The organism is Kineosporia succinea (assembly GCF_030811555.1).
Lineage (GTDB): Bacteria > Actinomycetota > Actinomycetes > Actinomycetales > Kineosporiaceae > Kineosporia > Kineosporia succinea.
Map to the genome: position 1 here is coordinate 4,819,227 of NZ_JAUSQZ010000001.1, position 19,192 is coordinate 4,838,418.

The window sequence follows — 19,192 nt, forward strand, 5'->3', positions numbered from 1 at the left end:
GGGGGGCACTTGCTAACCGGAACCACGTTCCTTATGGTGTGGAACGCGGTTCCGGTTATCCCTCCGTCGAAGAAGGCTGAACATGTCCACCATCTCCCTGACCCCGGTCGTCCTCCCGTCCGACCCCGATCGCGGTGAGCCGCTCCAGGTGCGGGTCACCGCCCCGGCCGACGGATCCGGCCTGCCGGTGATCGTCCTGTCGCACGGATACTCCGAATCGATGAGGGGCTACGGCCCTCTCGTCGACCACTGGGCGGCAGCCGGTTTCGTCGTGATCCAGCCGACCCACCTCGACTCGGCCACCCTGGGCCTGGCTCCCGACGACCCCCGTCAGCCGCACGTCTGGCGCCACCGGGTGAACGACGTCACCGGCACGATCGACCATCTGGGGGTTGTCGAGGCGGCCGTGCCCGGTCTGGCCGGCCGCATCGACCACGACCGGATCGCCGTGGCCGGCCACTCCTGGGGCGGCACCACGGTGAGCTTCCCCCTGGGGGCCCGGGTGGTCGACGGGGAGGTCATGACCGACCCTCGCGTCCGGGCCGGCATCCTGCTCGCCACCCCGGGGCTCGGTGGTGAGAACCTGACCGCCTTCGCGGCCCAGGCCTTCCCGTTCATGAACCTGACCTTCGAGGACCTGGACACCCCGACGCTCGTCGTCGCCGGTGACCACGACCAGTCGTTCCTGTCCGAGGTGCGCGGCCCGGAGTGGTTCACCGAGCCCTACACGCTCAGTCCCGGCGCCCAGGCCCTGCTCACCCTCTTCGGGGCCGAGCACTCGCTCGGCGGCATCAGTGGCTACCAGGTCGCCGCGACCACCGACGAGAACCCCGCCGTCGTCGCCCTGGTCCGCGAGATCTCCACCGCCTGGCTGCGTTCCGCACTCAAGCTCGACCCGCAGGCCTTCCCCGCGGCCGTCGCTGCCCTGGCCGCGAGCGCGTCCCCCGCCGGCACGGTGGAGACCAGGGCCTAGGGGAGTGCCCGGAGGGCCAGGTCGACCGTCGCGTGCAGCTGTGCGCGGCTGGCCCCGGCGGCGGCGTGCACCGCATTGCCCTCGCTGACCACCATGACGTAGCGGGCCAGGGCGTCGGGGTCGGTGGCCGCGGGCAGGTCGCCGTCGGTCACCGCGGTGGCCAGGCGCCGGGCCAGGGCCTGTTCGCCGCCCCGGCGGCTGTCGGCCAGGAACGTGGTGATCTCGGGAGACCCGGACAGCCCGCCCTGGATCGACAGGCACCCGGCTGGTTTGCCGGGCCGGGTGAGGGCTTTCACGTTGTCGCGCAGGAACCGCTCGATCACCTCCCGGCCGGTGGGTTCGAGCAGGGCCGCTGCCGCATAGGCCATGTCGACCTCGGCGTAGCGGCCCACGGCGCGGCGGAACAGCTCTTCCTTGTTGCCGAACGCCGCGTACAGGCTCGGGCGGTTGATGTTCATCGCCGTGGTCAGGTCGGTGAGGGAGGTGCCCTCGAAGCCCTGGGCCCAGAACACCTCGATCGCCCGGTCGAGGGCCTCGTCGGCGTCGAAGCCGCGGGGTCGGCCCTGTGTCGTCATGGTCACACCTTAATCGATCGGTACAGAAATAAAACCCGTCCCGGCCGTGGTTCTCGATATCTGTACCGAGCGATACAGATAAGGGAGCGGATCATGGGACAGCTCGACGGCAAGACCGCACTGGTGACCGGCGCGACCTCCGGCATCGGCCTGGCGTCCGCGCGCAGGCTGGTGCGGGAGGGGGCGACCGTCTTCATCACCGGCCGCCGCAAGGACGTGCTCGAGGGGGTGGCCGCGCAGATCGGGGCCATCGGTGTCCAGGCCGACGTCAGCGATCTGGAGGCGCTCGACGAGGTGGTGCGGGTGGTCCGTGAGCACGGGCGGGGGCTGGACGTGCTGTTCGCCAACGCCGGTGGCGGTGAGTTCGCCGCACTCCCCGACATCACCTGGGAGCACTACGCGACCACCTTCAACACCAACGTCGGGGGCACGATCTTCACCGTGCAGAAGGCGCTTCCGCTGCTGAACGAGGGGGCGTCGGTGATCATCACCAGCTCCAACATCGACGTGAAGGGCAGCCCGTCGTTCAGCGTGTACGCCGCGACCAAGGCCGCTCTGCGCTCGTTCACCCGTTCCTGGGCGGCCGAGCTGGTGGGACGCCGGATCCGGGTGAACGCGATCGCGCCCGGGCCGATCGGGACGCCCGGCCTGCGCGGGCTGGCCGCCGACGAGGCCGGGGCCGACGCGCTGCTCGACGGCCTGGCCTCCGGGGTGCCGATGGCCCGTCTCGGGGCACCCGAGGAGATCGCCGACACCGTGCTGTTCCTGGCCGGTGCGGGCAGTAGTTTCGTCACCGGCTCGGAGATCTACGTCGACGGTGGCGCGAGTCAGATCTGAGAGTGACGGCTGCGGGAGAGGGAAGATGACGGACGACGTGGTGGCGGCACTGATGAGGGCGAACCTTCTCGGGGTGTTCGGGCAGCGGGACGCGGCGGCGCGTCTCGAGAGCGCCGGGCGCACGTATGCCGACGATGTGGTGTTCACCGATCCGGAGGGTTCGGTGACCGGTGTGGACGCGGTGGTCGCCAAGGCGGCCGAGCTGCTGGGCAAGGTGCCCGCGACCTTCGTGTTCGCCGAGGCCGGGCCTCTCTACGAGGGGGCCGGGCAGGCAGCGCTGGCCTGGACGTTCGGGCCCGAGGGGGGTGAGCCCGCGGCCCGTGGCATCGACATCGCCACGATCGCGGGCGGGCGCATCACCGAGCTGCGCACTCTCCTGGTGGGGTGAGAGAGCCTTCGGAGTGAAAAGGTGGACGGCGTGGTGCTTTCGTGAGACCACGTCGTCCACCGCTGGAGGCGGGTTGATCGAAAACCCTCGCGGTGTGCCCCGTCGGCTGGGACAATGTGGATCTTGCCGGTCGGGGGACCGGTGCGTGACGGGGGTGGGCGTTGAGTCAGGGCCAGGACGAGCGTCAGCGCGAGGGCCTCGACGACCTGCGGGTGGTCGAGGCCGGCGGCGCGTCTTCCCCGGGGGCCGAGGCCGCGAAGGAGGCCGCGCGCGGCGGGATCCGGCGCTGGATGCTGGGGGCCGGTGACGCGACCCGGGCCGCCGGGCCGTGGGCGCTCGTGGCCGGGCTGACCGCCTCGTCGATCGCGCCGCTGGTCGTCTCGGCCGCCGGCGGCGACCTCGCGGCGGTGTTCCAGGGGGTGAGCGGGCTCAGCAGCGGGTTCCTGCCCGACGCCCTGGCCTCGGCCGCCGAACGGCTGAAAGACGATGCCTCCGAGCAGGAGTGGAGCCAGGCGCTGCAGCAGGAGCTGGCGGCCCGGCTGGAGACGTCCCAGGCGCTGCGGGCCGATGTCGCCACCCTCCTGGAGGCGGTGGGCGCGGTCGAGACGACCGTGCAGGCGGCGCTGCAGCAGTCGGGGGAGTCCTCGGCCGGCGTCGCCCGCGAGGTGCTGATCGCGGTCTCCGGGCTGGGAGGTGACTTCGAGCGCTTCCGTGAGCACGTCGTCCGTTCGCTCGGCACTCTCCAGCACGAACTGGCCGCGCACAGCGCCCAGCAGCGGCAGGAGAACGACCGCGCCCACGAGCAGCTGGTCGCCATGACCGGCCTGTTCGCCGATCTGGTCACCAGCGTGCGGCGGGGCGCGGCCGGGGCCGTCCCGGCCGACGGGGCCCTCGTGCGGCCCGGCCTCGAGGTCTGTCCCTACCCGGGCCTGAACAGTTTTCAGGCGCGCGACGCGGACTTCTTCACCGGCCGGGCCGATGTCGTCAACGAGCTCGTCGGGCGCATCACGCAGGCCGCCCACGCGCCGCGGGGCCCGCTGCTGCTGGTCGGGGTGTCCGGGGTGGGCAAGTCCTCGCTGCTGCGGGCGGGGGTCGTGCCCGCGCTGCGCCGCGAGGAGGCCCAGCGGGCCGGGGCCCGGGCCTGGGAGGTCGTGGTCATGACCCCGACCGGGCGTACGGACGCGCCGGACGCGACGAGTTCCCGCCGGGTGCGTCCCCTGCTCGAGCTGGCCGGGCGGGTCGGGGCGGCCTCCGGCATCGACTCCCTGCTCGGCAAGCCCGAGCACTTCGGCGCCTTCACCGCCTCCACCCCCGGGCAGCTGCTGATCGTGGTCGACCAGTTCGAGCAGGTCTTCGACACCGCGACCGTCAGCGAGCAGCACCGCGACGAGTTCGTGACCGCCCTGGTGAACGCGGCGCCGGCGCTGGTGCTGATCTCGGTGCGGGCCGATTTCTACGAGCGGTGCGTGCGCCTGCACCAGCTGGCCGGGCACCTTCCCGGCGACCAGGTGGTGCTGGGGCCGATGACGCCCGAGGGGCTGCGCCAGGCCGTGCTGCAGCCGGCCGGGCGGGTCGGGGTGGGCGTCGAACCGGCGCTGGTCGAACTGCTGCTGGCCGACCTCGGGGTGGGTGGCGAGGGCACGTACGACCCGGGCTCGCTGCCGCTGCTGGCCCACGCGCTCAGGGCCACCTGGGACCGGCGCGTGGCCCCGGGCGACCTGACCGTCGACGCCTACCGCTCCAGCGGTGGCATCAGTGGCGCGGTGACGCAGGAGGCAGAAGAGGTCTGGGAGCGCCTGACCGTCCCCGAGCGACGCGAGCTGCGGCATCTGCTGCTGCGGGGTGTGGTCGTCACCGGGCGCGAGGTGACGCGCCGCGCGGTGCCCCGTCCCGAGCCGGCCGGTCGCTGGCTGACCTGGATGATCGAGCGGCGGCTGATGACGGCCGACGCGGGCAGTGTGCAGATCTCGCACGAGGCCCTGCTCTGGGCCTGGCCCCGCCTGGCCGGCTGGGTCGCCGCCGAACGTGAGAACCTGCAGCTGCAGCAGCAACTCACCGAGGCCGCCGACTACTGGGCCGCGAACGCGCACGACCCGGGCGCCCTGTACCGGGGAGCGCGGCTGACGGCGGCCCAGGACTGGGCGGCCGAGCGCGACGACCTCACCTGGCAGCAGCGGCAGTTCATCGAGACGTCGGTGGGCGCGGCCCAGCACGAACTCACCACCGAACGCACCCGCACCCGGCGGCTGAGGCGCCTCGCCGCGTCCCTCGTCGTGCTTCTCGTCGCCGCGATCACCGCCGGTGGATACGCCTATTCGCAGGGGCAGGCGGCCCGGCGGCAGACGGCGATGGCGCAGTCGCAGCGGTTCGCGGCCCAGTCGGCGCAGCTCGCGGGCACCGATCCGCGCCGGGCGAAGCTGCTGGCGGTGCACGGCTGGGGTGAGTCCCACACCCAGGAGGCCCGCAGTGCGCTGCTGAGCGCCCAGATGCTCGAGCACGCGGGAGCGCTGGCCACCCGGAGCTGGCAGAACCAGGTCGCCCTGAGCCCTGACGGGCGCTGGACCGTGACTGGTGGGCAGGACGGCTCGGTGCGGCTGTGGGACAACCAGACCCACGAGATCGCCCACGACCTGGGCACTCTGGAGGGCACGATCTGGCAGATCGACTTCTCCCCGGACGGGTCGATGGTCTCGGCCGGTGCCGGTCAGGAGGTGCGGATCTGGCAGGTCGCCTCCGGTCGTCAGGTGCGCACGTTCCCGGCGCACTTCTTCACGGCCTGGGACTCGGACTCCTCGATGGTGCTGATGACCTCGCGCGACGAGCTCTTCGAGGTCGGGAGCTGGAGCGTGACCGACGGCGAGCGGCAGCGCCTTCATCTGACGCTCGCAGCCGACCGGATCGTCTCCGGGCTGGCCGTGAGCCGCGCCGATCAGCGGCTGGCCGTCACCGTGCGCCACCTGCCCGGTCGCGACACCGAGGTGAAACTGCTCGATCTGAGCTCCGGGCGGGTCGTCTCGCACTTCGCGGCGACGTCCGGCGCCCCGTCACGCATCGACTTCTCCCGCCGGGGCGAGCTGGCCGTGGGATTCGGGGACTCCGACGAGGTCGTGCTGCGGGATGCGCGCACCGGAGCCTCCCACGGCAAGATCGCCACCGCGGACGTGGAGATCGCCGCCGTCTCGAGCGTGACCTACTCGCCCAGCGGCCGTTTCGTGCTGATCTCCGGCGGCGGCTACGTACGCGTCTGGGAGCTGGACCGGCGGCAGTGGTCAGGCTCGGCGTTCCTCGGTTCCTCGGCCGACCGGGGGGCCGGGGCCATCTTCGACGTGGCCGCGATGGACGACGGCCCGCTCCTGGCCGCGGCGGGCCAGACGAGCACGATGCTGATCCGCTGGAACACCGAGTGGGTGCATCCGTCGGAGACCGGCCTCGTCGCCGTCCGGGCGCAGGACAACCGGTTCGTCGTCGGTGACGAGGCCGGTGCCGTCTGGAAGGTGGGTGGTCCGGGGCAGCCGGCCCGAAAGCTGGCCCAGGGCCGGGGCACGATCCTGGCGCTGGCCGGGGCACGCGACGGTGCCGTCGCCTCGGGCAGCGACACCGGAGACATCATGGTGCTCGGCGCGGACGGTCGCCGGCGGGCCACGCTGAACGCCGGGCCGGGCCGGCAGGTGCCCGACCTGGTGCTCACCGACTCCCTGCTGGTCGCAGGCACCGGCCCGATCCTGAAGGTCGCCGACGACCTGAAGGTGCCCTCGCGGGTGCAGGTCTGGAACGCCTCGACCCTCGAACCGGTCGCGACCCACACGTTCCGCGACCGCTACGGAATCACGATGACGCCGAGCCCCGACGGTGACGACGTCGCCGTGCTCCTCGACTCCGTCGACGGATCCAGCGGCGAGCAGGCCCGGGTGCTGCTGTACCACCTGACCGACCTGGCCGACCCGGACGGGAAGCCGTACCGGACCATCGATCTGCCGCGTAACGAGGGTGCGACCCGCACCGCGTTCGCCCCCGGCGGTGCGACGATCGCCCTGGCCGGTGCGAACGGGCGCATCCGGCTCTTCGACACCCGCACCGGGGCCCTGACCAAGACCTTCGGCCACCACTCGGGTTCCGTTCGCGACCTGGCCTTCTCGCCCGACGGTGCCACCGTCGCCAGCATCTCGAGCGCGGACGACGTGGTGCGGTTGTGGGACCCGGTCACGGGCGAACTGCGCGCGGAGCTGACGGGCCACACACTCGGCGTCAACCGGGTCGCGTTCTCGGCCGACGGCACGACGCTCTACAGCACCGGTGCCGACGGCCTGGCCGGGGTCTGGACCCTCGATCCGGACGAGGCGGTCGCCCGGATCTGCGCGGACCTGTCCGGGGACTTCGCCGACGAAGACTGGCGTTCGCTGGGCCTCGACCTCGCCCACTCACCCTGCCGGCAACGCTAGGCTACCGAATATGACTGAGCGTCAGATGTCCGTTCAGGTCGTCGTGGAGTACGTCGCGCACGACGGCTCGCCGCGAAACAGCGCGTTCTACCAGCCCTTGGCCGAGCCGTATTCGGAGGTGCCCCGGCCGGGAGACCTGGTGGCCCTGATGGGCAAGGACGTCGAGATCATGGGGGTCAACGCCGCCAGCACGGGGGAGACCTTCATCGCCACGACGCAGCGGCCCGACCGGGCGATCATCGTGCAGGGCGAGGTGCTCACCCGGCGGTGGTCGGAGGTCGGGGTCGACCTGATCTGCAAGCCCTACCCGAGCACGGTGCCGATCGAGAACGCCGACGAGGCCATGGAAATCATGGAGATGCTGGTCAAGCTCGGCTTCCAGTCGGCCCACTGAGCTCAGTAGTCGCGGGTGCGCACCATCAGCCAGGCACCGGTCAGCAGCAACGTGACGTAGAGGGTGGTGGTGATGAGCCCTACCGGGTCGAGGGTGACAGCGTCGCGGGCCGCGGTGAACGGCAGATAACGCGTGTAGTTCTCGAGGTCGTTGCGCGAGTAGAAGTTTCCGGCGACCGCGGCCATCGGCTCGATGAACAGCAGATCGGCCAGCACCACCCCGACCGCGGCCGCCGCCGAGCCGGTGATCCAGCCCAGGGCCGCGCCGGCCCAGGTCAGGGCGACGAGCGCGAGCAGGTGGCCGGGAACCGCGGCGGGGATCGCGCTCGGCTCCGGGATGCGGCCGAGGATCACGCTGACCAGCAGAGACAACGGCATCTGGACCAGGCCCGCGACGAGAGCGATGCCGGTGAGCAGCACCAGGCGCGCGGCCATCAGACGGGCGCGCCGCGGCTGGGCGACCAGGAGCACGGAAGCCAGCTTGTGACGGGTGTCTTCGGTCACCGAGGTCAGTGCGGCGAACAGCAGGGGCAGCCCGACGAACGACAGCAGCGACGACGACGAACCGCCCGTCAGCACCCGATGGGTGTTCTCGATGCTGAGGGGGCCCGGATCGGGGGTCGAGGCGACGAACGCGGACACCAGTGCCCCCAGGCCGATCGCGATCAGGGCCAGGTACCAGACCGCGGGCAGGGTGGTCATGCGGCGGGTCTCCATGGCCAGCGTCGCGCTCACGAGAAGGCCTCGAAGTCGACGCTGCCGGCGGTGGCGTGCAGAAAGGCCTCCTCGAGCGTCGACGTGCGGGCCGTGAGCTCGTGCAGCACCACGCCGTAGTGCGCGGCCAGCTCCCCGATCTGCTCGGTGCCGGCCTCGCCGTCGATCACCAGGCCGTCGGCGCCCTCGGCGGAGAACGGGCCGAAACCGTTGACCTGCAGGCACTCGGCCAGGCGCTCGATCTGGGGTGAGCGCACCAGCACGCCGCGGCGCGAGAACTGCCCGACGAACTCGCTGAGCCGGCCCTCGGTGAGGATGCGGCCGCGGCCCAGGACGATGAGCTGGTCGGCGGTCTGCGCCATCTCGGCCAGTTGGTGCGACGACAGCAGCACGGTGCGGCCCTCGTCGGTCAGGGCGGTGAGGAAGTCGCGGAGCCAGCGGATGCCCTGCGGGTCGAGACCGTTGGCCGGCTCGTCGAGGACCAGGTATTCGGGGTCGCCGGCCAGCGCCGCCGCCAGGGCCAGGCGCTGCTGCATGCCGAGGGAGAACGCGCCGCTGGGATGGGAAGCCACGTCGCTCAGGCCGACCAGGGCGAGCACCTCGTCGGCCCGGCGGGGCTTCATTCCGGCCGCCGCGGTGAAGATGCGCACGTGAGCCCGGGCGCTGCGCCGCGGGTTGTGCGCGGTCGGGTCGAGCATGGCCCCGACGGTGCGCAGAGGCTGGTGGAGCTGGTCGATGCGGCGACCGCCGAACGTGGTGACGCCCTCGCCCCGCACCAGGCCGAGCATCAGGCGCATGGTGGTCGACTTGCCGGCGCCGTTCGGGCCCAGGAAGCCGGTGACGCCGCCCGGATGCACGTCGAACGACAGGTCGTTCACGGCGTGGACCCCGTCGAACTCCTTGTTCAGGTGCCGGGCGCTGATGCTCAGGGGACTGCTCCTTCGGCTGCGATGTCTCCGGCGGCGGTGGTGTTGCCCTGTCGTCGATCTCGCGAGCCGCGCCGGAATTGTACCGATCCGGCCGGTCGCCGGGCGGGATCTTCGGGTGGGGCCGGTCCCGTTCCCCCGGCCGGCCCCACCTGACCGACAACACGCTCGAAGGCACCGTTCCGGTTGTCACGAACGCGCCCCGATGAATGTGATCCAGGTTACGGTCGGAGCATGTCGCTGCCTCCCGTCGCCCGCCCGGTCACCGGCGCCGGGGCCCTCATCACCGACGGCGGTACTCGCCTGCTCCTGGTGAAACCCACCTACAAGGACGGGTGGGAGGTGCCCGGCGGTTTCGTCGAGCCGGACGAGAGCCCGGCCGCCGCCTGTGCCCGCGAGCTCCGCGAGGAGATCGGCCTCGACCGCCCCACCGGCCGTCTTCTCGTCGTCGACTGGGCCCCCGCCCCGCCCCACGGCGACAAGCTCCTCTTCGTCTTCGACGGCGGCGTCCTGCGCCCCGCCGAGGCCGACGCCCTGGTGGTGGACGGTAACGAGATCAGCGAGGCCCGCTTCGTCGAGCTCGCCGACCTGCCCGGCCTCGTCGTCGACCGCCTCGCCCGGCGTCTGGAGGTGGCCTGGCGCGCGCAGGAGGCCGGCCTCAGCCTCTACGCCGAGCACGGCCGCCGACGTCCGGGTGGCGACCGGCCCGGTTGACCGGCGCTGATCCGGGATCGGGTGACATCGGTGCGGTGATGACGCACTTCGGCCGCCTGATCACGGCCCTCGGCCGGGCAGGCCGGGCGGGCCGGGTCGCGATCTGCCCCGCCGTGTTCGCCGGTGGGCGCGGAACGGGCCTGGGCGGATCGGTCTGCGGCTGAGTACATCGCCGCCGGGCCGGATTTCGCCGCCCGGCCGGCGCCGGCTGTGCTTGACTTGCCGGCATGCAGCTGGTTCTGGTGCGGCACGGTCAGTCCGCCAACAACGCCGCGTTCATCGCGGCGACCGCCCGGCAGCAGGCGCAGCCCCGCGAGGAGCCCGACGACGAAGCCGACCGGATCGCCGAGGAGCTCTCCGTCTACCGCGGTCGCGTGCCCGACCCGCTGCTGACCGACCTCGGCACCCGGCAGGCCCAGGCGCTCGGTGAGGCACTGAAGGCCGGGCGTCTGCCCTTCGCCCCGACGCACCTGTACGCCAGCCCGATGTCCCGCGCCGTGGCGACGGCCCGTCCGCTGGCCGAGGTCAGCGGCCTGCCCGTCGTGCTGCAGCCCGACGCCTACGAGGTCGGCGGTATCCAGAACATCGACCTGAGCGTCGGCACCCGCTCGGCGCGGCCCGGTGCGACACTGCCCGAGCTGCAGATCCTCGGCGGCGCCGTGCAGGCGCCGCCCGGTCTGTTCCCGGCCGACGACCAGCCCTGGTCAGGCGGTTTCGAGGTCAGTCCCGACGAGGCCCTGCCCCGTGCCCGCCGCATGCTCACCACGCTGTTCCGGGCCCATCAGGCCGACGACGTGGTCGTGGTGGTCAGTCACCAGTTCTTCGCCCAGTTCGTTCTCGCCGCCGCCCTGGGTCTGGAAACCGAGCCGTGGCGGCGTTTTCGGGTGGACAATGCCGGTCACCTGTCACTGCGGCTCGGCCCCGACGAAGCGATCACGGAATGGGTGAACCGGGTCGACCATCTCGACCCCGCGGACATCTCCAACTGAAAACTCAGGCGACCACACCGTCCACCATTGGCTACCGTTCGGCCATGAGCGAATTGCGCACCGCCCGGCTGATACTGAGAAACGTCACCCCTGACGACGCCGCGGGTGTGCACGCTTACGCCGGTGACCCGGAGGTCTGCCGCTTCATGGTCTGGGGTCCGAACACCCCGGCCGAGAGCCAGAGGTTCGTCGAGGAGCAGCTCGCGGTCCTGGCCGACCCGGCGCGCACCTCGTTCAACCAGCTGGTGACGCTCGCGGAGACCGGTGAGGTCATCGGTGGCATCGAGCTGCGGTTGCTGAGCGAGCAGCACCGGCGTGCCGAGTTCGGTTACGTCTACCGGCGCGACGTGTGGGGCCAGGGGTATGCCACCGAGGCGGCCCGTGCGCTGGTGACCTGGGCGTTCGAGCATTTCGGCCTGAACCGGATCGAGGCCACCTGCGACCCGGAGAACAAGGCGTCGGAGGCCGTGCTGCGCAAGGTCGGTCTGCAGTGCGAGGGGCTCAGCCGCCGGCACATGAAACTGCGTGACGGCTGGCGGGACTCGTTGCAGTTCGCGATCCTGTCGGACGACGAAAGGCCCTGAGGCGCGCGGGTGTGGTGCTTTCGGTCATCGATGACCGAAAGCACCACATCCCTCACGACGCGTGTGCCGACAACCCCGACAGCTGAGCCGTCCACCACCCGACCCCACCGGTGAACCGCAGCCGCAGATGCCGCGTCTCCTGCGGCGTGAACGTGATGGTGACCTGGTTGGCCTTGCCGTCGAACGTGTACGTCGCCGCGCTCTTGAGCGTCGAGAACGACCGGCCGTCCGGGCTGCCCTGAACCGCGATCGTCTGAGTACGGCTGTGCCAGCCCATATTGGGCGGCAACGACAGCACAAGTCGCCCCACCGAAGCACTTTCGCCGAGATCGACCGTCACCGTCTGCGGGAAGCCCAGACCACCCTCCCAGTACGTCTCCGGGTCGCCGTCGGTGATGTTGCCGGCGACCAGATTCCAGCCCTGGCTGCTGACTTTCGCGAGATGCCCGGCGATGAGGTCGAGCAGGGGATTCGGTGCGTCCACCGGATCCGGCTCTTCGTCCTCGGGGGTCGTCTCGACGGGCGCCTCGCTCACCGGCGCGCTCGTCGTCGGCCGGTCGACCGGTGCCTGCTGACCAGAGCCGGCCGAATCGCCCGAACCGCTCGGGGCCTGCCCGCCACTACCGCTCGTGGGCGCAGTCACCGACGGTTGTCCCTGCGGGGTGGCGGCGATGGTGGACGACACGGTCGCCTTGGCCGACGTGGTCGCCGAGGGGTGCGCGGACGGGCTGGGAGCGTCGGACGCGGTTGCGTTCGGCTGCGGGATCCGCACGTCCAGACCGGCCAGCGACGAGTTCTGGGAGGACGAGTCGTCGGAACGGGTGGCCCACTGAACAGCGAAGACACCCCCGACGAGCACCGCGACCACGGCCACGATCGACCACACCGTGACCCCGAGACCGCCGAGGCGCACGTGGCTCCCCGGGGAGGGTGCCACCTCCTGCGGCTCGTCCAGGTGGTACTCGACGGTCGGCCGATGCGGCGTCGGGTTGTTGCTCTCCACGTGCGTGCTCCCAGGTGACATGTCGGGCCAATCGTCACTGACACGGCATTGTGGCAGGTTGACGGACGCGATTGGGAGCGGATCTTGGTGGGTGGAGGCCGCCCGGTTCCGGGACGCCGACTGGGCCCCGGAACACGGCCGCGGTCAGTCCAGGGTGGGGTAGTCGGTGTAACCGGCCGCACTGTCGCCGTAGAACGTGCTCGCGTCCGGCGCGTTCTCGGCCGCGTCACGGGCCCAGCGCACAGCCAGGTCGGGGTTCGCGATCACCGGGCGCCCGATGGCCACCGCCTCGGCGTGCCCGCCCTCGATCAGGTCGAACGCCTCCTGACGGGTGGTGACCACGCCGAAGCCGCTGTTGACGATGACCGGCGCCTGCACGCTCTTGCGGAACTGCTGCACCAGGTCGCCGGTCGGGTCGGCGTGCAGGATGTCGACGAACGCGAGCCCCAGCGGTGCCAGCCCCTCGGCGAGCGCCGTGTAGGTGGCGGCCAGGTCCTCGGCGTCATCCTCGATCACGCCCTGGATGTTGTGCTCGGGGGAGATCCGCAGGCCCGTGCGGTCGGCCCCGATCGCGGCCGCGACCGCGGTCAGGATCTCCACCGACAGACGGGCCCGGTTCGCCGGGCTGCCGCCGTACGCGTCCGTGCGCGTGTTCGACGTGGTCGCGAGGAACTGGTGCACGAGATAGCCGTTGGCGCTGTGGATCTCGACGCCGTCCAGGCCGGCTTCGATCGCGTTGCGGGACGCCGTGACGAAACCGTCGACGACACCCCGGATCTCGTCGAGCGTCAGGGCGGCCGGAACCGGCAGTTCGGCCTTGCTGCCGTCGGCGACCCGGACCTCGCCGGGGGCCGCGATCGCGCTCGGGGCCACGGTTCGGCCGGTACCCGTCAGTGACGGGTGCGAGATGCGTCCGCCGTGCATGATCTGCAGCACGATGCGCCCGCCCGCCGCGTGCACGGCGTCGGCCACCCGGCGCCAGCCCGCGATCTGCTCGGCCGTCTCGATGCCCGGCTGACCGATCCAGGAGCGTCCCTCGAGGATCGGGAAGGTGCCCTCGGTGACGATCAGCCCGAGCGACGCCCGCTGGCTGTAGTACTCGACGTGCAGGTCGTTGGGGACGCCGGACTCACCGGCGCGCACGCGCGTGAGTGGCGCCATGACCATGCGGTTGCTCAGCTCGACGGCTCCGAGGGTGACCGGGCTGAAGAGCTTCTCGGATGCGTGCGTCACGGGATTCCTTCTTGCTTCGAGGGCCGGGGGATGACGCATGGCGGCTCTGGCACGCGGTCAACGAAAGGGACTCTAACCCCAACTGGCACTGAGTACCACCCTGGTACCGAGTAAGCTGTGGGACATGAGTGACGACGTGGACAACCCGCGCGCCACCGGGACACTGCGCGAACGCACCCGGCGGGCCATGCGCGACGAGGTCGCCAGCATCGCCACACGGCTGTTCGCCGAGCAGGGCTGTTCCAACACCACGGTCGACCAGATCGCCGCCGAGGCCGGGCTGTCCCGCACCACGTTCTTCCGCTACTTCGGCACCAAGGAAGACGTCGTGCTCACCTGGATCGACGAGCTCGGACCCCGCCTGCTGCAGGCCTTTTCCGCCCGGCCCGCCGACGAGCACCCGTGGCGCTCGCTGCACCGGGCGCTGGGCCTCGTCACCGACATCCACGAGGCTGACGTCCAGCGTCGTCTGGACTTCGAGAGCATGCTCGAGGCCAACCCCACGATGAAGTCCCGCCAGCGCGAGAAGCAGGGCGAATGGCAGCGCCTGCTCATCCCCGCCGTGGCCGCCCGCATGACCGGTGACATCCCCGCCGAGCAGGACCCGCGTCCCCGGATGATGGTGGCCTGCGCGATCGAGAGCCTCAACGCCGCGCACCACACGTGGCGCGCGTGCGACGGCGCCGTTCCCCTCGCCGAACTGCTCGATCGGGCCATGAACGTCTTCGAGAACTGACGGGCCGGCCTCCCCGAAAGCCGGCCCGGCGCGTCCTCGAGCAGCTCAGGCCGGCGTCATGAACTCCCGCGGTCTCAGCGCCCGGCTGACGATGCGCACGTCACCCAGCCAGCCGTAGTACCCCTGCCCGAACGTCTCCGACGACTGCGTGCCCCCCAGCGCGAACGGCTTGCCCAGCGTCGCGATACCGGTGGACGCCTGGCTCGGGTTCCGCGCGATCGGCGACCCGTCCACGTAGACGATCGTGCGCTTCCCGTCGTTCACGATCGCCACGTGTGTCCATCGACCCACCGGGATCGCGTGGCTCCACGACGTCGGCTGCGCGTTCTGCACGTGCGGATACACCGCATACTGAAGGAAGCGCTCGCCGGACACGTTGAGCGACACCGGAGCCTCGTCCTGCGAGTAGCCGTTGGTCTTGCCCGCGTCCCCGGCGCGACCCTCCCAGCTGAGGATGCCCATCCACGCGTGCGAACCCTCGAACGGGTCGGGCAGTTTCAGGTACGCCTCGATGGTGTACCCGTCCTGGAACGTCAGGCTGTTGATCGGCGCCCTGGCCCCGGTCTCCAGCACGGCGCCGCGGTTCGGGTTCTGGCCGCCGTCGAACCGCAGGCTGGCGTGGGCGGGCTGGCCCTCGTGGTGCTCGTCCGACCAGGTCAGCACGTCGGCGCTGCTGTTGTGCAGGATGCGCACGGTCAGGTCGTTGCCCTTGCCGGTGAGGTCCTTCGCGACGGTTCCCGCCTTCACGGTTCCCGTGGCGCCGAGCCCTTCTTTGTCGAAGCGCCAGTACGCCACCGTTCCCCGGGTCAGCACGGCCGAGGCCGGACGGGACGCCTGCGGTTTGGACGGGAACCGCTCGCCGAAGTCGAACTCGACGCTGAAACGGTCGGTCGGGCCGGTCAGTTCGATGGTCTCGGCACCCAGCTGGGTGCGCCTGTCCGGGGCGGCGTCGAGGAACCAGGGGGAGAAGGTCTCGACGTCGATCACGTTGCGGGCCAGGTCGAACGAGTACATCCGGATCATGCCGGCGCCGCCGTAGTAGCGGTCCTGGTAGTTCGTGATGTGCGCGTGGACGGGGTGGCCGGCGTCGTTGGTCAGCACGGTGCGTCCGGGCGGCCAGTAGTGGCCGTTCAGGGTGAGGAAGATCTGGTCGTTGCCGCGGATCAGCTTGTCCCACAACCGCTGCCCGTTGCCGGAGAGCTCGGCCCGGCCGTCGTCGTCCGCCGCCACGAGGTCGTGGGTGGTCAGCACGACCGGGGTGTGCGGGTGCGCGTCGAGCACCGACTGCGCCCAGGCCAGGCCCTTGTCGGAGGCACGCCAGTCGAGGGCCAGGATCAGCCACTGCCGTCCGGCGGCCGTGATCACGTGGAAGCTGTTGTACCCGTCAGGGGAGCTGCCGCCGTACGTCTTCTGCTTGCGGAACCGCTTCGGCCCGAAAGCCTGCAGGTAGGGGGAGTCGCCGCGCTGGTCGTCGAGCGAGCCGTCGATGTCGTGATTGCCGGCCAGGACGCTGTACGGCACCTTGTCGTCGATCATCGTGAACGTCTTCGACGCCAGCTTGATCTCGGCGTCGGTGCCGTGCTCGGTGATGTCGCCGAGGTGCGTCATGAACGCGATGTTCGCGTCCGCCCGCTCCTGGACCAGGTAGCGGAACGTGGCCCGCAGCGGCTCCGGGTCGGAGCTGTCGGCGTCGAAAAGGTACTGCGTGTCAGGCAGAACGGCGATCGCGAAGCGATCGGTGGTGGTGTCGAAACTGCTTTTGGACGTGGTGGTCGCGTCGGCGCTCGCGGCACCCAGGAGCGGGGTGACGGCCGGAGCGGCGACGGCGCCCCGCAGGAGGGTGCGGCGCGTGACAGGGATCCGGCCTTCAGGCTGGGCCATGAGATCTCCAGACAGATTCGGGGGTGGACGGCCCGACTGTCCCCGGCGCAGATGGCCGGATAGTGGCGCAAAGGGTAACTATGGTCGTTTCGGCGCAGAAGTCTCGCGGCGATGGGGTGACGTGGCCTGATGGCAGCTGCGCCTGAACGTAGAAGGCCGGGCCCGATGGGATGGGGCCCGGCCTTCTGAAGCGATACTGCGACCCTGACGGGACTTGAACCCGCGACCTCCGCCTTGACAGGGCGGCGCGCTAACCAACTGCGCTACAGGGCCTTACGTGATGCGTACCCCCAACGGGATTTGAACCCGTGCTACCGCCTTGAGAGGGCGGCGTCCTAGGCCGCTAGACGATGGGGGCCTGCGACTCACGGCGGTTGTTCCCGTCGTGGACCTGTGGAAGCTTACGGGATGGAGGGCCGGTTCTCCAAAATGGTGTTCGAGGAGCCAACGATCAGCGCCCAGCCAGGAACACGTTCTCCATCGCGAGCGCCCGCATCGCAGCCCGTTCGGCGAGCTGAGCGAGCTCGTCCTCGGGAACCAGGGCGGCGGCCGACTCGAGCACGGCGAGCGAGATCTGCAGCCGATCGTCGTCGGACACGCCCTCGAAGGCCCGGGTGTCGCCCGACAGCCCCTGCACGACGGCCTCGACCTTCCACAGGTCCTGGTCGGGCAGCTGACGCAGCCGGCGCATCATCATCTTGTGGAACCGGCTCCAGTCGTACGGCTCCTCCGTGTCCACGAACAGGTGGAACACGACGCTGCCGCCCGCGGCCGCGACGGCGACCCGCAGATCGTCCTCGACCTCGTCCTCCGACAGACTGGCGAGCAGGACGCCGAGCTCCTTGCGGCGCAGGGGCAGGAAGGCCGAGATCAGGGCCCTGACGTTCTGCCTGTTCACCGGCACGCGAGGAGCCCTTCGATCGGGCTGGTCGGGCGTGCGGGTGACCGGAAATCGAACATGCCGGGAGTTTAGTCCCAATGGTGACGGGCGCCTCAGGAGTTACCAGGGCCGACGATCCGGGTGCGCGCTGAAACGGGTCTTCGAGCGTCCGGACGTTCCCGCTCCTCGGGCGCGGCTCCGGCCGGTTCTGTGGAGTCTCGTGGCGCTTGGCGGAGGATCAGCCAGGGTCCACGGCGTCTTGTCCGGATCGATGAAGCAACCCCCGTAGAGCGTCAGCGTTGTGTTGGCCGCGCTCGAGATGTCCAGGATCTCGCCCCATTTCCCCTTGATGCTGAGTATGTGCAGCCCGGGACGATGGCTCTTCGACACGACTTCCGTGAAGCCGTAGTCCTTCGCGACACTCAGGATCCGTTTCTCGGCCGCCGGCCACTGATCATCCCGGATCGCCCCCTCGGACGGCCCACGGTAGATCCGGGACCACGCATCGCTGAGGTTGGCGAAGGGGTCTTCGCAGAAGGTGCCGCCCTCGTAGGGTTCGATCTCGCCTTCCGGCCAGGTCAGGTCAGGGGCGAGATCGCTGAAGACGTCTCGTATCTCGGTGATCAAGGCCTTGTAGTCGATCTCCGCCGCATCGATCGTCGGGCGGGACTCCAGAATCCGATGGGCGTCGGCCTCGGACGTGTCTGTCATTGCCAAGCCTCTCTCCGTGTCTCCTTCGCAGCCAGTGACGAGCAGTCCAGCGAGGAGCGCGCCTCCCCACCAGTGCAGCGCTTGCTTACGGAAAAGTGCTGTTCTCACAACGGAGCGCCTATCGCTTGATGCGGTCTTCGGGATGGCCAGCGATAGCGGCCGCGTTGTTCCACTGGCTCGTCGATCCGTTCACCTGGTACTCGCTGTGCCCGTCCGACCCGGACAGTGACTCCCCGTACGTGTTTGTCGCCGCGCCGGTCTCCAGCTGCGTGATGTCTGGATTCCTGTCTGGATTACCCCCGAAGAGACCTGACTTGGCGGCCCAGTCGCCGTCCGCCTTCGAGTTGGACAGCATGTCGGAAGGGACCTTGAGGTCCCCGGCGTCGGACGTGCCGATACCAGGCGAGCCGAAAATGACTGCGGCATCCACGCCCGTGGCTTGCTGCAGGGCGAGTCCGGTGGTGAGGGAACCGTATGAATGCCCCAGTGCAGTGAGGTCCGGGTCGCCTGCACGTGGTCGAATCTCTCCCCGGCCTGGATCCCGATGATCTGGTGGTTCGTGTCCACCTTGCTCAATGCGGTGAGAGAGTCCCGCACCTCGATCGCCTTCTTCATGTCCGGGAAGACGCTGAGGAGCCTGGGATCAGTGACCCCGTGATCGCGCATGAGGCGGTCGATGACCTGATCGTTCTCGGCCTGGAGCATGGGCAGACGTCGACGGTTCGCCCGGTCACGCACGTCCGCCGGCAGGCCGTCGCGGTTACCGAGCCACTCAGGGTGCTGTCGGAGAATGCTCTCCTGCTCGTCCTCGGTCAGGCTCTTCCACCAGGCCGCGTTCTGCGCCTCCGAGGCGCTGTCGACGGGGGGACGGTAGGGCCCCAGATCGCCTGCTTCGCGTCCCCGGTCGTCAGCATTCTTGAAGCTCGACGCATCCTGGCCGGCGAGCCAGCCATTGAGAACGGTCGACTGCAGCTTCCCGAGAAAGGCCTGATCGGTGTAGTCGGCCCGGCGGAGAGCCTCCTCCACCAGGGCAACGCATTCTTCGACCACCCGCTCACGATCCTCCCTGATCAGATCCGAGTCGTGCGTGGCCGGAACCGGTAACAAGAGGCCCTGATGGTCGACCACCGTCCCATCGGTTCTGATCGAAAGGCCCTTTGAGGACGCGTATGTCAGGGCATCAGTGACCAGGCCCTGAACACCGCGGACCGCGTCC

Annotated in this window: 19 protein-coding genes and 2 tRNA genes; 10 read left to right on the forward strand and 11 right to left on the reverse strand. The window is 70.3% G+C overall.

What is annotated here, in order from left to right; translation table 11 throughout:
* The first annotated feature begins 82 nt into the window (after positions 1-82).
* Positions 83-973 (forward strand): alpha/beta hydrolase family protein, encoded by an 891-nt coding sequence (locus J2S57_RS20950; RefSeq protein ID WP_307245607.1) that lies wholly within the window; start codon positions 83-85, stop codon positions 971-973.
* Here the strand turns inward: J2S57_RS20950 and J2S57_RS20955 are convergent.
* Positions 970-1,548, reverse strand: coding sequence for a TetR/AcrR family transcriptional regulator (locus tag J2S57_RS20955; protein WP_307245609.1), 579 nt, complete (start codon positions 1,546-1,548; stop codon positions 970-972). The genes J2S57_RS20950 and J2S57_RS20955 overlap by 4 nt on opposite strands.
* A 93-nt stretch (positions 1,549-1,641) precedes the next feature.
* On the opposite strand from J2S57_RS20955, the gene J2S57_RS20960 reads away from it, so the two are divergent.
* The 4 genes from J2S57_RS20960 (at position 1,642) to J2S57_RS20975 (ending at position 7,606) form a co-directional block, all read left to right on the forward strand.
* Complete coding sequence (locus tag J2S57_RS20960; protein WP_307245611.1) at positions 1,642-2,385, forward strand: SDR family NAD(P)-dependent oxidoreductase; 744 nt, start codon at positions 1,642-1,644, stop codon at positions 2,383-2,385.
* Between the two features lie 25 nt (positions 2,386-2,410).
* Positions 2,411-2,773: a nuclear transport factor 2 family protein gene (locus J2S57_RS20965; RefSeq protein WP_307245613.1), complete on the forward strand. Its 363-nt coding sequence runs from the start codon at positions 2,411-2,413 to the stop codon at positions 2,771-2,773.
* A gap of 161 nt (positions 2,774-2,934) precedes the next feature.
* Entirely contained in the window at positions 2,935-7,212 is a 4,278-nt protein-coding gene (locus J2S57_RS20970; protein WP_307245615.1) for a WD40 repeat domain-containing protein, read from the forward strand.
* Positions 7,213-7,222: 10 nt separating this feature from the next.
* On the forward strand, positions 7,223-7,606 hold the full coding sequence (locus J2S57_RS20975; protein ID WP_307245618.1) for a hypothetical protein: 384 nt from the start codon (positions 7,223-7,225) through the stop codon (positions 7,604-7,606).
* A 2-nt stretch (positions 7,607-7,608) separates the two neighbouring features.
* Here the strand turns inward: J2S57_RS20975 and J2S57_RS20980 are convergent, their stop codons facing one another.
* Together J2S57_RS20980 and J2S57_RS20985 are read right to left on the reverse strand one after the other, a co-directional pair.
* Complete coding sequence (locus J2S57_RS20980) at positions 7,609-8,340, reverse strand: hypothetical protein (protein ID WP_307245620.1); 732 nt, start codon at positions 8,338-8,340, stop codon at positions 7,609-7,611.
* Positions 8,337-9,197, reverse strand: a complete 861-nt coding sequence (locus J2S57_RS20985) for an ATP-binding cassette domain-containing protein (protein WP_307245623.1) — start codon at positions 9,195-9,197, stop codon at positions 8,337-8,339. The genes J2S57_RS20980 and J2S57_RS20985 overlap by 4 nt, the downstream gene beginning before the upstream one ends.
* A 282-nt stretch (positions 9,198-9,479) precedes the next feature.
* Between J2S57_RS20985 and J2S57_RS20990 the strand changes: the two genes are divergently transcribed.
* From J2S57_RS20990 to J2S57_RS21005, 4 genes are all read left to right on the forward strand, one after another.
* Positions 9,480-9,959: an NUDIX domain-containing protein gene (locus tag J2S57_RS20990; RefSeq protein WP_307245625.1), complete on the forward strand. Its 480-nt coding sequence runs from the start codon at positions 9,480-9,482 to the stop codon at positions 9,957-9,959.
* 38 nt (positions 9,960-9,997) lie between these two features.
* A complete protein-coding gene (locus J2S57_RS20995; RefSeq protein WP_307245627.1) occupies positions 9,998-10,123 on the forward strand; it encodes a hypothetical protein in 126 nt (41 codons plus the stop codon).
* A 63-nt stretch (positions 10,124-10,186) separates the two neighbouring features.
* A complete protein-coding gene (locus tag J2S57_RS21000) occupies positions 10,187-10,948 on the forward strand; it encodes a histidine phosphatase family protein (protein ID WP_307245629.1) in 762 nt (253 codons plus the stop codon).
* 44 nt (positions 10,949-10,992) lie between these two features.
* Positions 10,993-11,532 carry a GNAT family N-acetyltransferase gene (locus J2S57_RS21005; protein ID WP_307245631.1) on the forward strand — a complete coding sequence of 180 codons (540 nt, stop codon included), beginning with the start codon at positions 10,993-10,995 and terminating at the stop codon, positions 11,530-11,532.
* A 52-nt stretch (positions 11,533-11,584) separates the two neighbouring features.
* Here the strand turns inward: J2S57_RS21005 and J2S57_RS21010 are convergent, their stop codons facing one another.
* Positions 11,585-12,535: a galactose-binding domain-containing protein gene (locus J2S57_RS21010; RefSeq protein ID WP_307245633.1), complete on the reverse strand. Its 951-nt coding sequence runs from the start codon at positions 12,533-12,535 to the stop codon at positions 11,585-11,587.
* Positions 12,536-12,679: 144 nt separating this feature from the next.
* A complete protein-coding gene (locus J2S57_RS21015; protein ID WP_370882492.1) occupies positions 12,680-13,807 on the reverse strand; it encodes an alkene reductase in 1,128 nt (375 codons plus the stop codon).
* Between the two features lie 85 nt (positions 13,808-13,892).
* Here J2S57_RS21015 and J2S57_RS21020 point away from each other — a divergent pair, with 85 nt between their 5' ends.
* Entirely contained in the window at positions 13,893-14,504 is a 612-nt protein-coding gene (locus J2S57_RS21020) for a TetR/AcrR family transcriptional regulator (RefSeq protein WP_307245638.1), read from the forward strand.
* 45 nt (positions 14,505-14,549) lie between these two features.
* Here the strand turns inward: J2S57_RS21020 and J2S57_RS21025 are convergent, their stop codons facing one another.
* From J2S57_RS21025 to J2S57_RS35395, 6 genes are all read right to left on the reverse strand, one after another.
* Positions 14,550-16,385 (reverse strand): laminin G domain-containing metallophosphoesterase family protein, encoded by a 1,836-nt coding sequence (locus J2S57_RS21025; RefSeq protein WP_307245640.1) that lies wholly within the window; start codon positions 16,383-16,385, stop codon positions 14,550-14,552.
* Between the two features lie 199 nt (positions 16,386-16,584).
* A tRNA-Asp gene (locus J2S57_RS21030) sits at positions 16,585-16,658 on the reverse strand.
* A gap of 12 nt (positions 16,659-16,670) precedes the next feature.
* Positions 16,671-16,743: transfer RNA gene (locus J2S57_RS21035), tRNA-Glu, on the reverse strand.
* A 93-nt stretch (positions 16,744-16,836) separates the two neighbouring features.
* Positions 16,837-17,289, reverse strand: a complete 453-nt coding sequence (locus J2S57_RS21040; protein WP_307245642.1) for a hypothetical protein — start codon at positions 17,287-17,289, stop codon at positions 16,837-16,839.
* 96 nt (positions 17,290-17,385) lie between these two features.
* A complete protein-coding gene (locus J2S57_RS21045; protein ID WP_307245644.1) occupies positions 17,386-17,976 on the reverse strand; it encodes an LppA family lipoprotein in 591 nt (196 codons plus the stop codon).
* A 118-nt stretch (positions 17,977-18,094) separates the two neighbouring features.
* Complete coding sequence (locus J2S57_RS35395; protein WP_370882691.1) at positions 18,095-18,553, reverse strand: alpha/beta hydrolase; 459 nt, start codon at positions 18,551-18,553, stop codon at positions 18,095-18,097.
* Positions 18,554-19,192: the final 639 nt, after the last annotated feature.

Excerpts from the sequence above, each read along its gene's own strand:
- J2S57_RS20950 (WP_307245607.1), top strand. The coding sequence starts at position 83 with ATGTCCACCATCTCCCTGACCCCGGTCGTCCTCCCGTCCGACCCCGAT.
- J2S57_RS20955 (WP_307245609.1), bottom strand. The coding sequence starts at position 1,548 with ATGACGACACAGGGCCGACCCCGCGGCTTCGACGCCGACGAGGCCCTC.
- J2S57_RS20960 (WP_307245611.1), top strand. The coding sequence starts at position 1,642 with ATGGGACAGCTCGACGGCAAGACCGCACTGGTGACCGGCGCGACCTCC.
- J2S57_RS20965 (WP_307245613.1), top strand. The coding sequence starts at position 2,411 with ATGACGGACGACGTGGTGGCGGCACTGATGAGGGCGAACCTTCTCGGG.
- J2S57_RS20975 (WP_307245618.1), top strand. The coding sequence starts at position 7,223 with ATGACTGAGCGTCAGATGTCCGTTCAGGTCGTCGTGGAGTACGTCGCG.
- J2S57_RS20990 (WP_307245625.1), top strand. The coding sequence starts at position 9,480 with ATGTCGCTGCCTCCCGTCGCCCGCCCGGTCACCGGCGCCGGGGCCCTC.
- J2S57_RS20995 (WP_307245627.1), top strand. The coding sequence starts at position 9,998 with ATGACGCACTTCGGCCGCCTGATCACGGCCCTCGGCCGGGCAGGCCGG.
- J2S57_RS21000 (WP_307245629.1), top strand. The coding sequence starts at position 10,187 with ATGCAGCTGGTTCTGGTGCGGCACGGTCAGTCCGCCAACAACGCCGCG.
- J2S57_RS21005 (WP_307245631.1), top strand. The coding sequence starts at position 10,993 with ATGAGCGAATTGCGCACCGCCCGGCTGATACTGAGAAACGTCACCCCT.
- J2S57_RS21015 (WP_370882492.1), bottom strand. The coding sequence starts at position 13,807 with ATGCGTCATCCCCCGGCCCTCGAAGCAAGAAGGAATCCCGTGACGCAC.
- J2S57_RS21020 (WP_307245638.1), top strand. The coding sequence starts at position 13,893 with ATGAGTGACGACGTGGACAACCCGCGCGCCACCGGGACACTGCGCGAA.
- J2S57_RS21025 (WP_307245640.1), bottom strand. The coding sequence starts at position 16,385 with ATGGCCCAGCCTGAAGGCCGGATCCCTGTCACGCGCCGCACCCTCCTG.
- J2S57_RS21045 (WP_307245644.1), bottom strand. The coding sequence starts at position 17,976 with ATGACAGACACGTCCGAGGCCGACGCCCATCGGATTCTGGAGTCCCGC.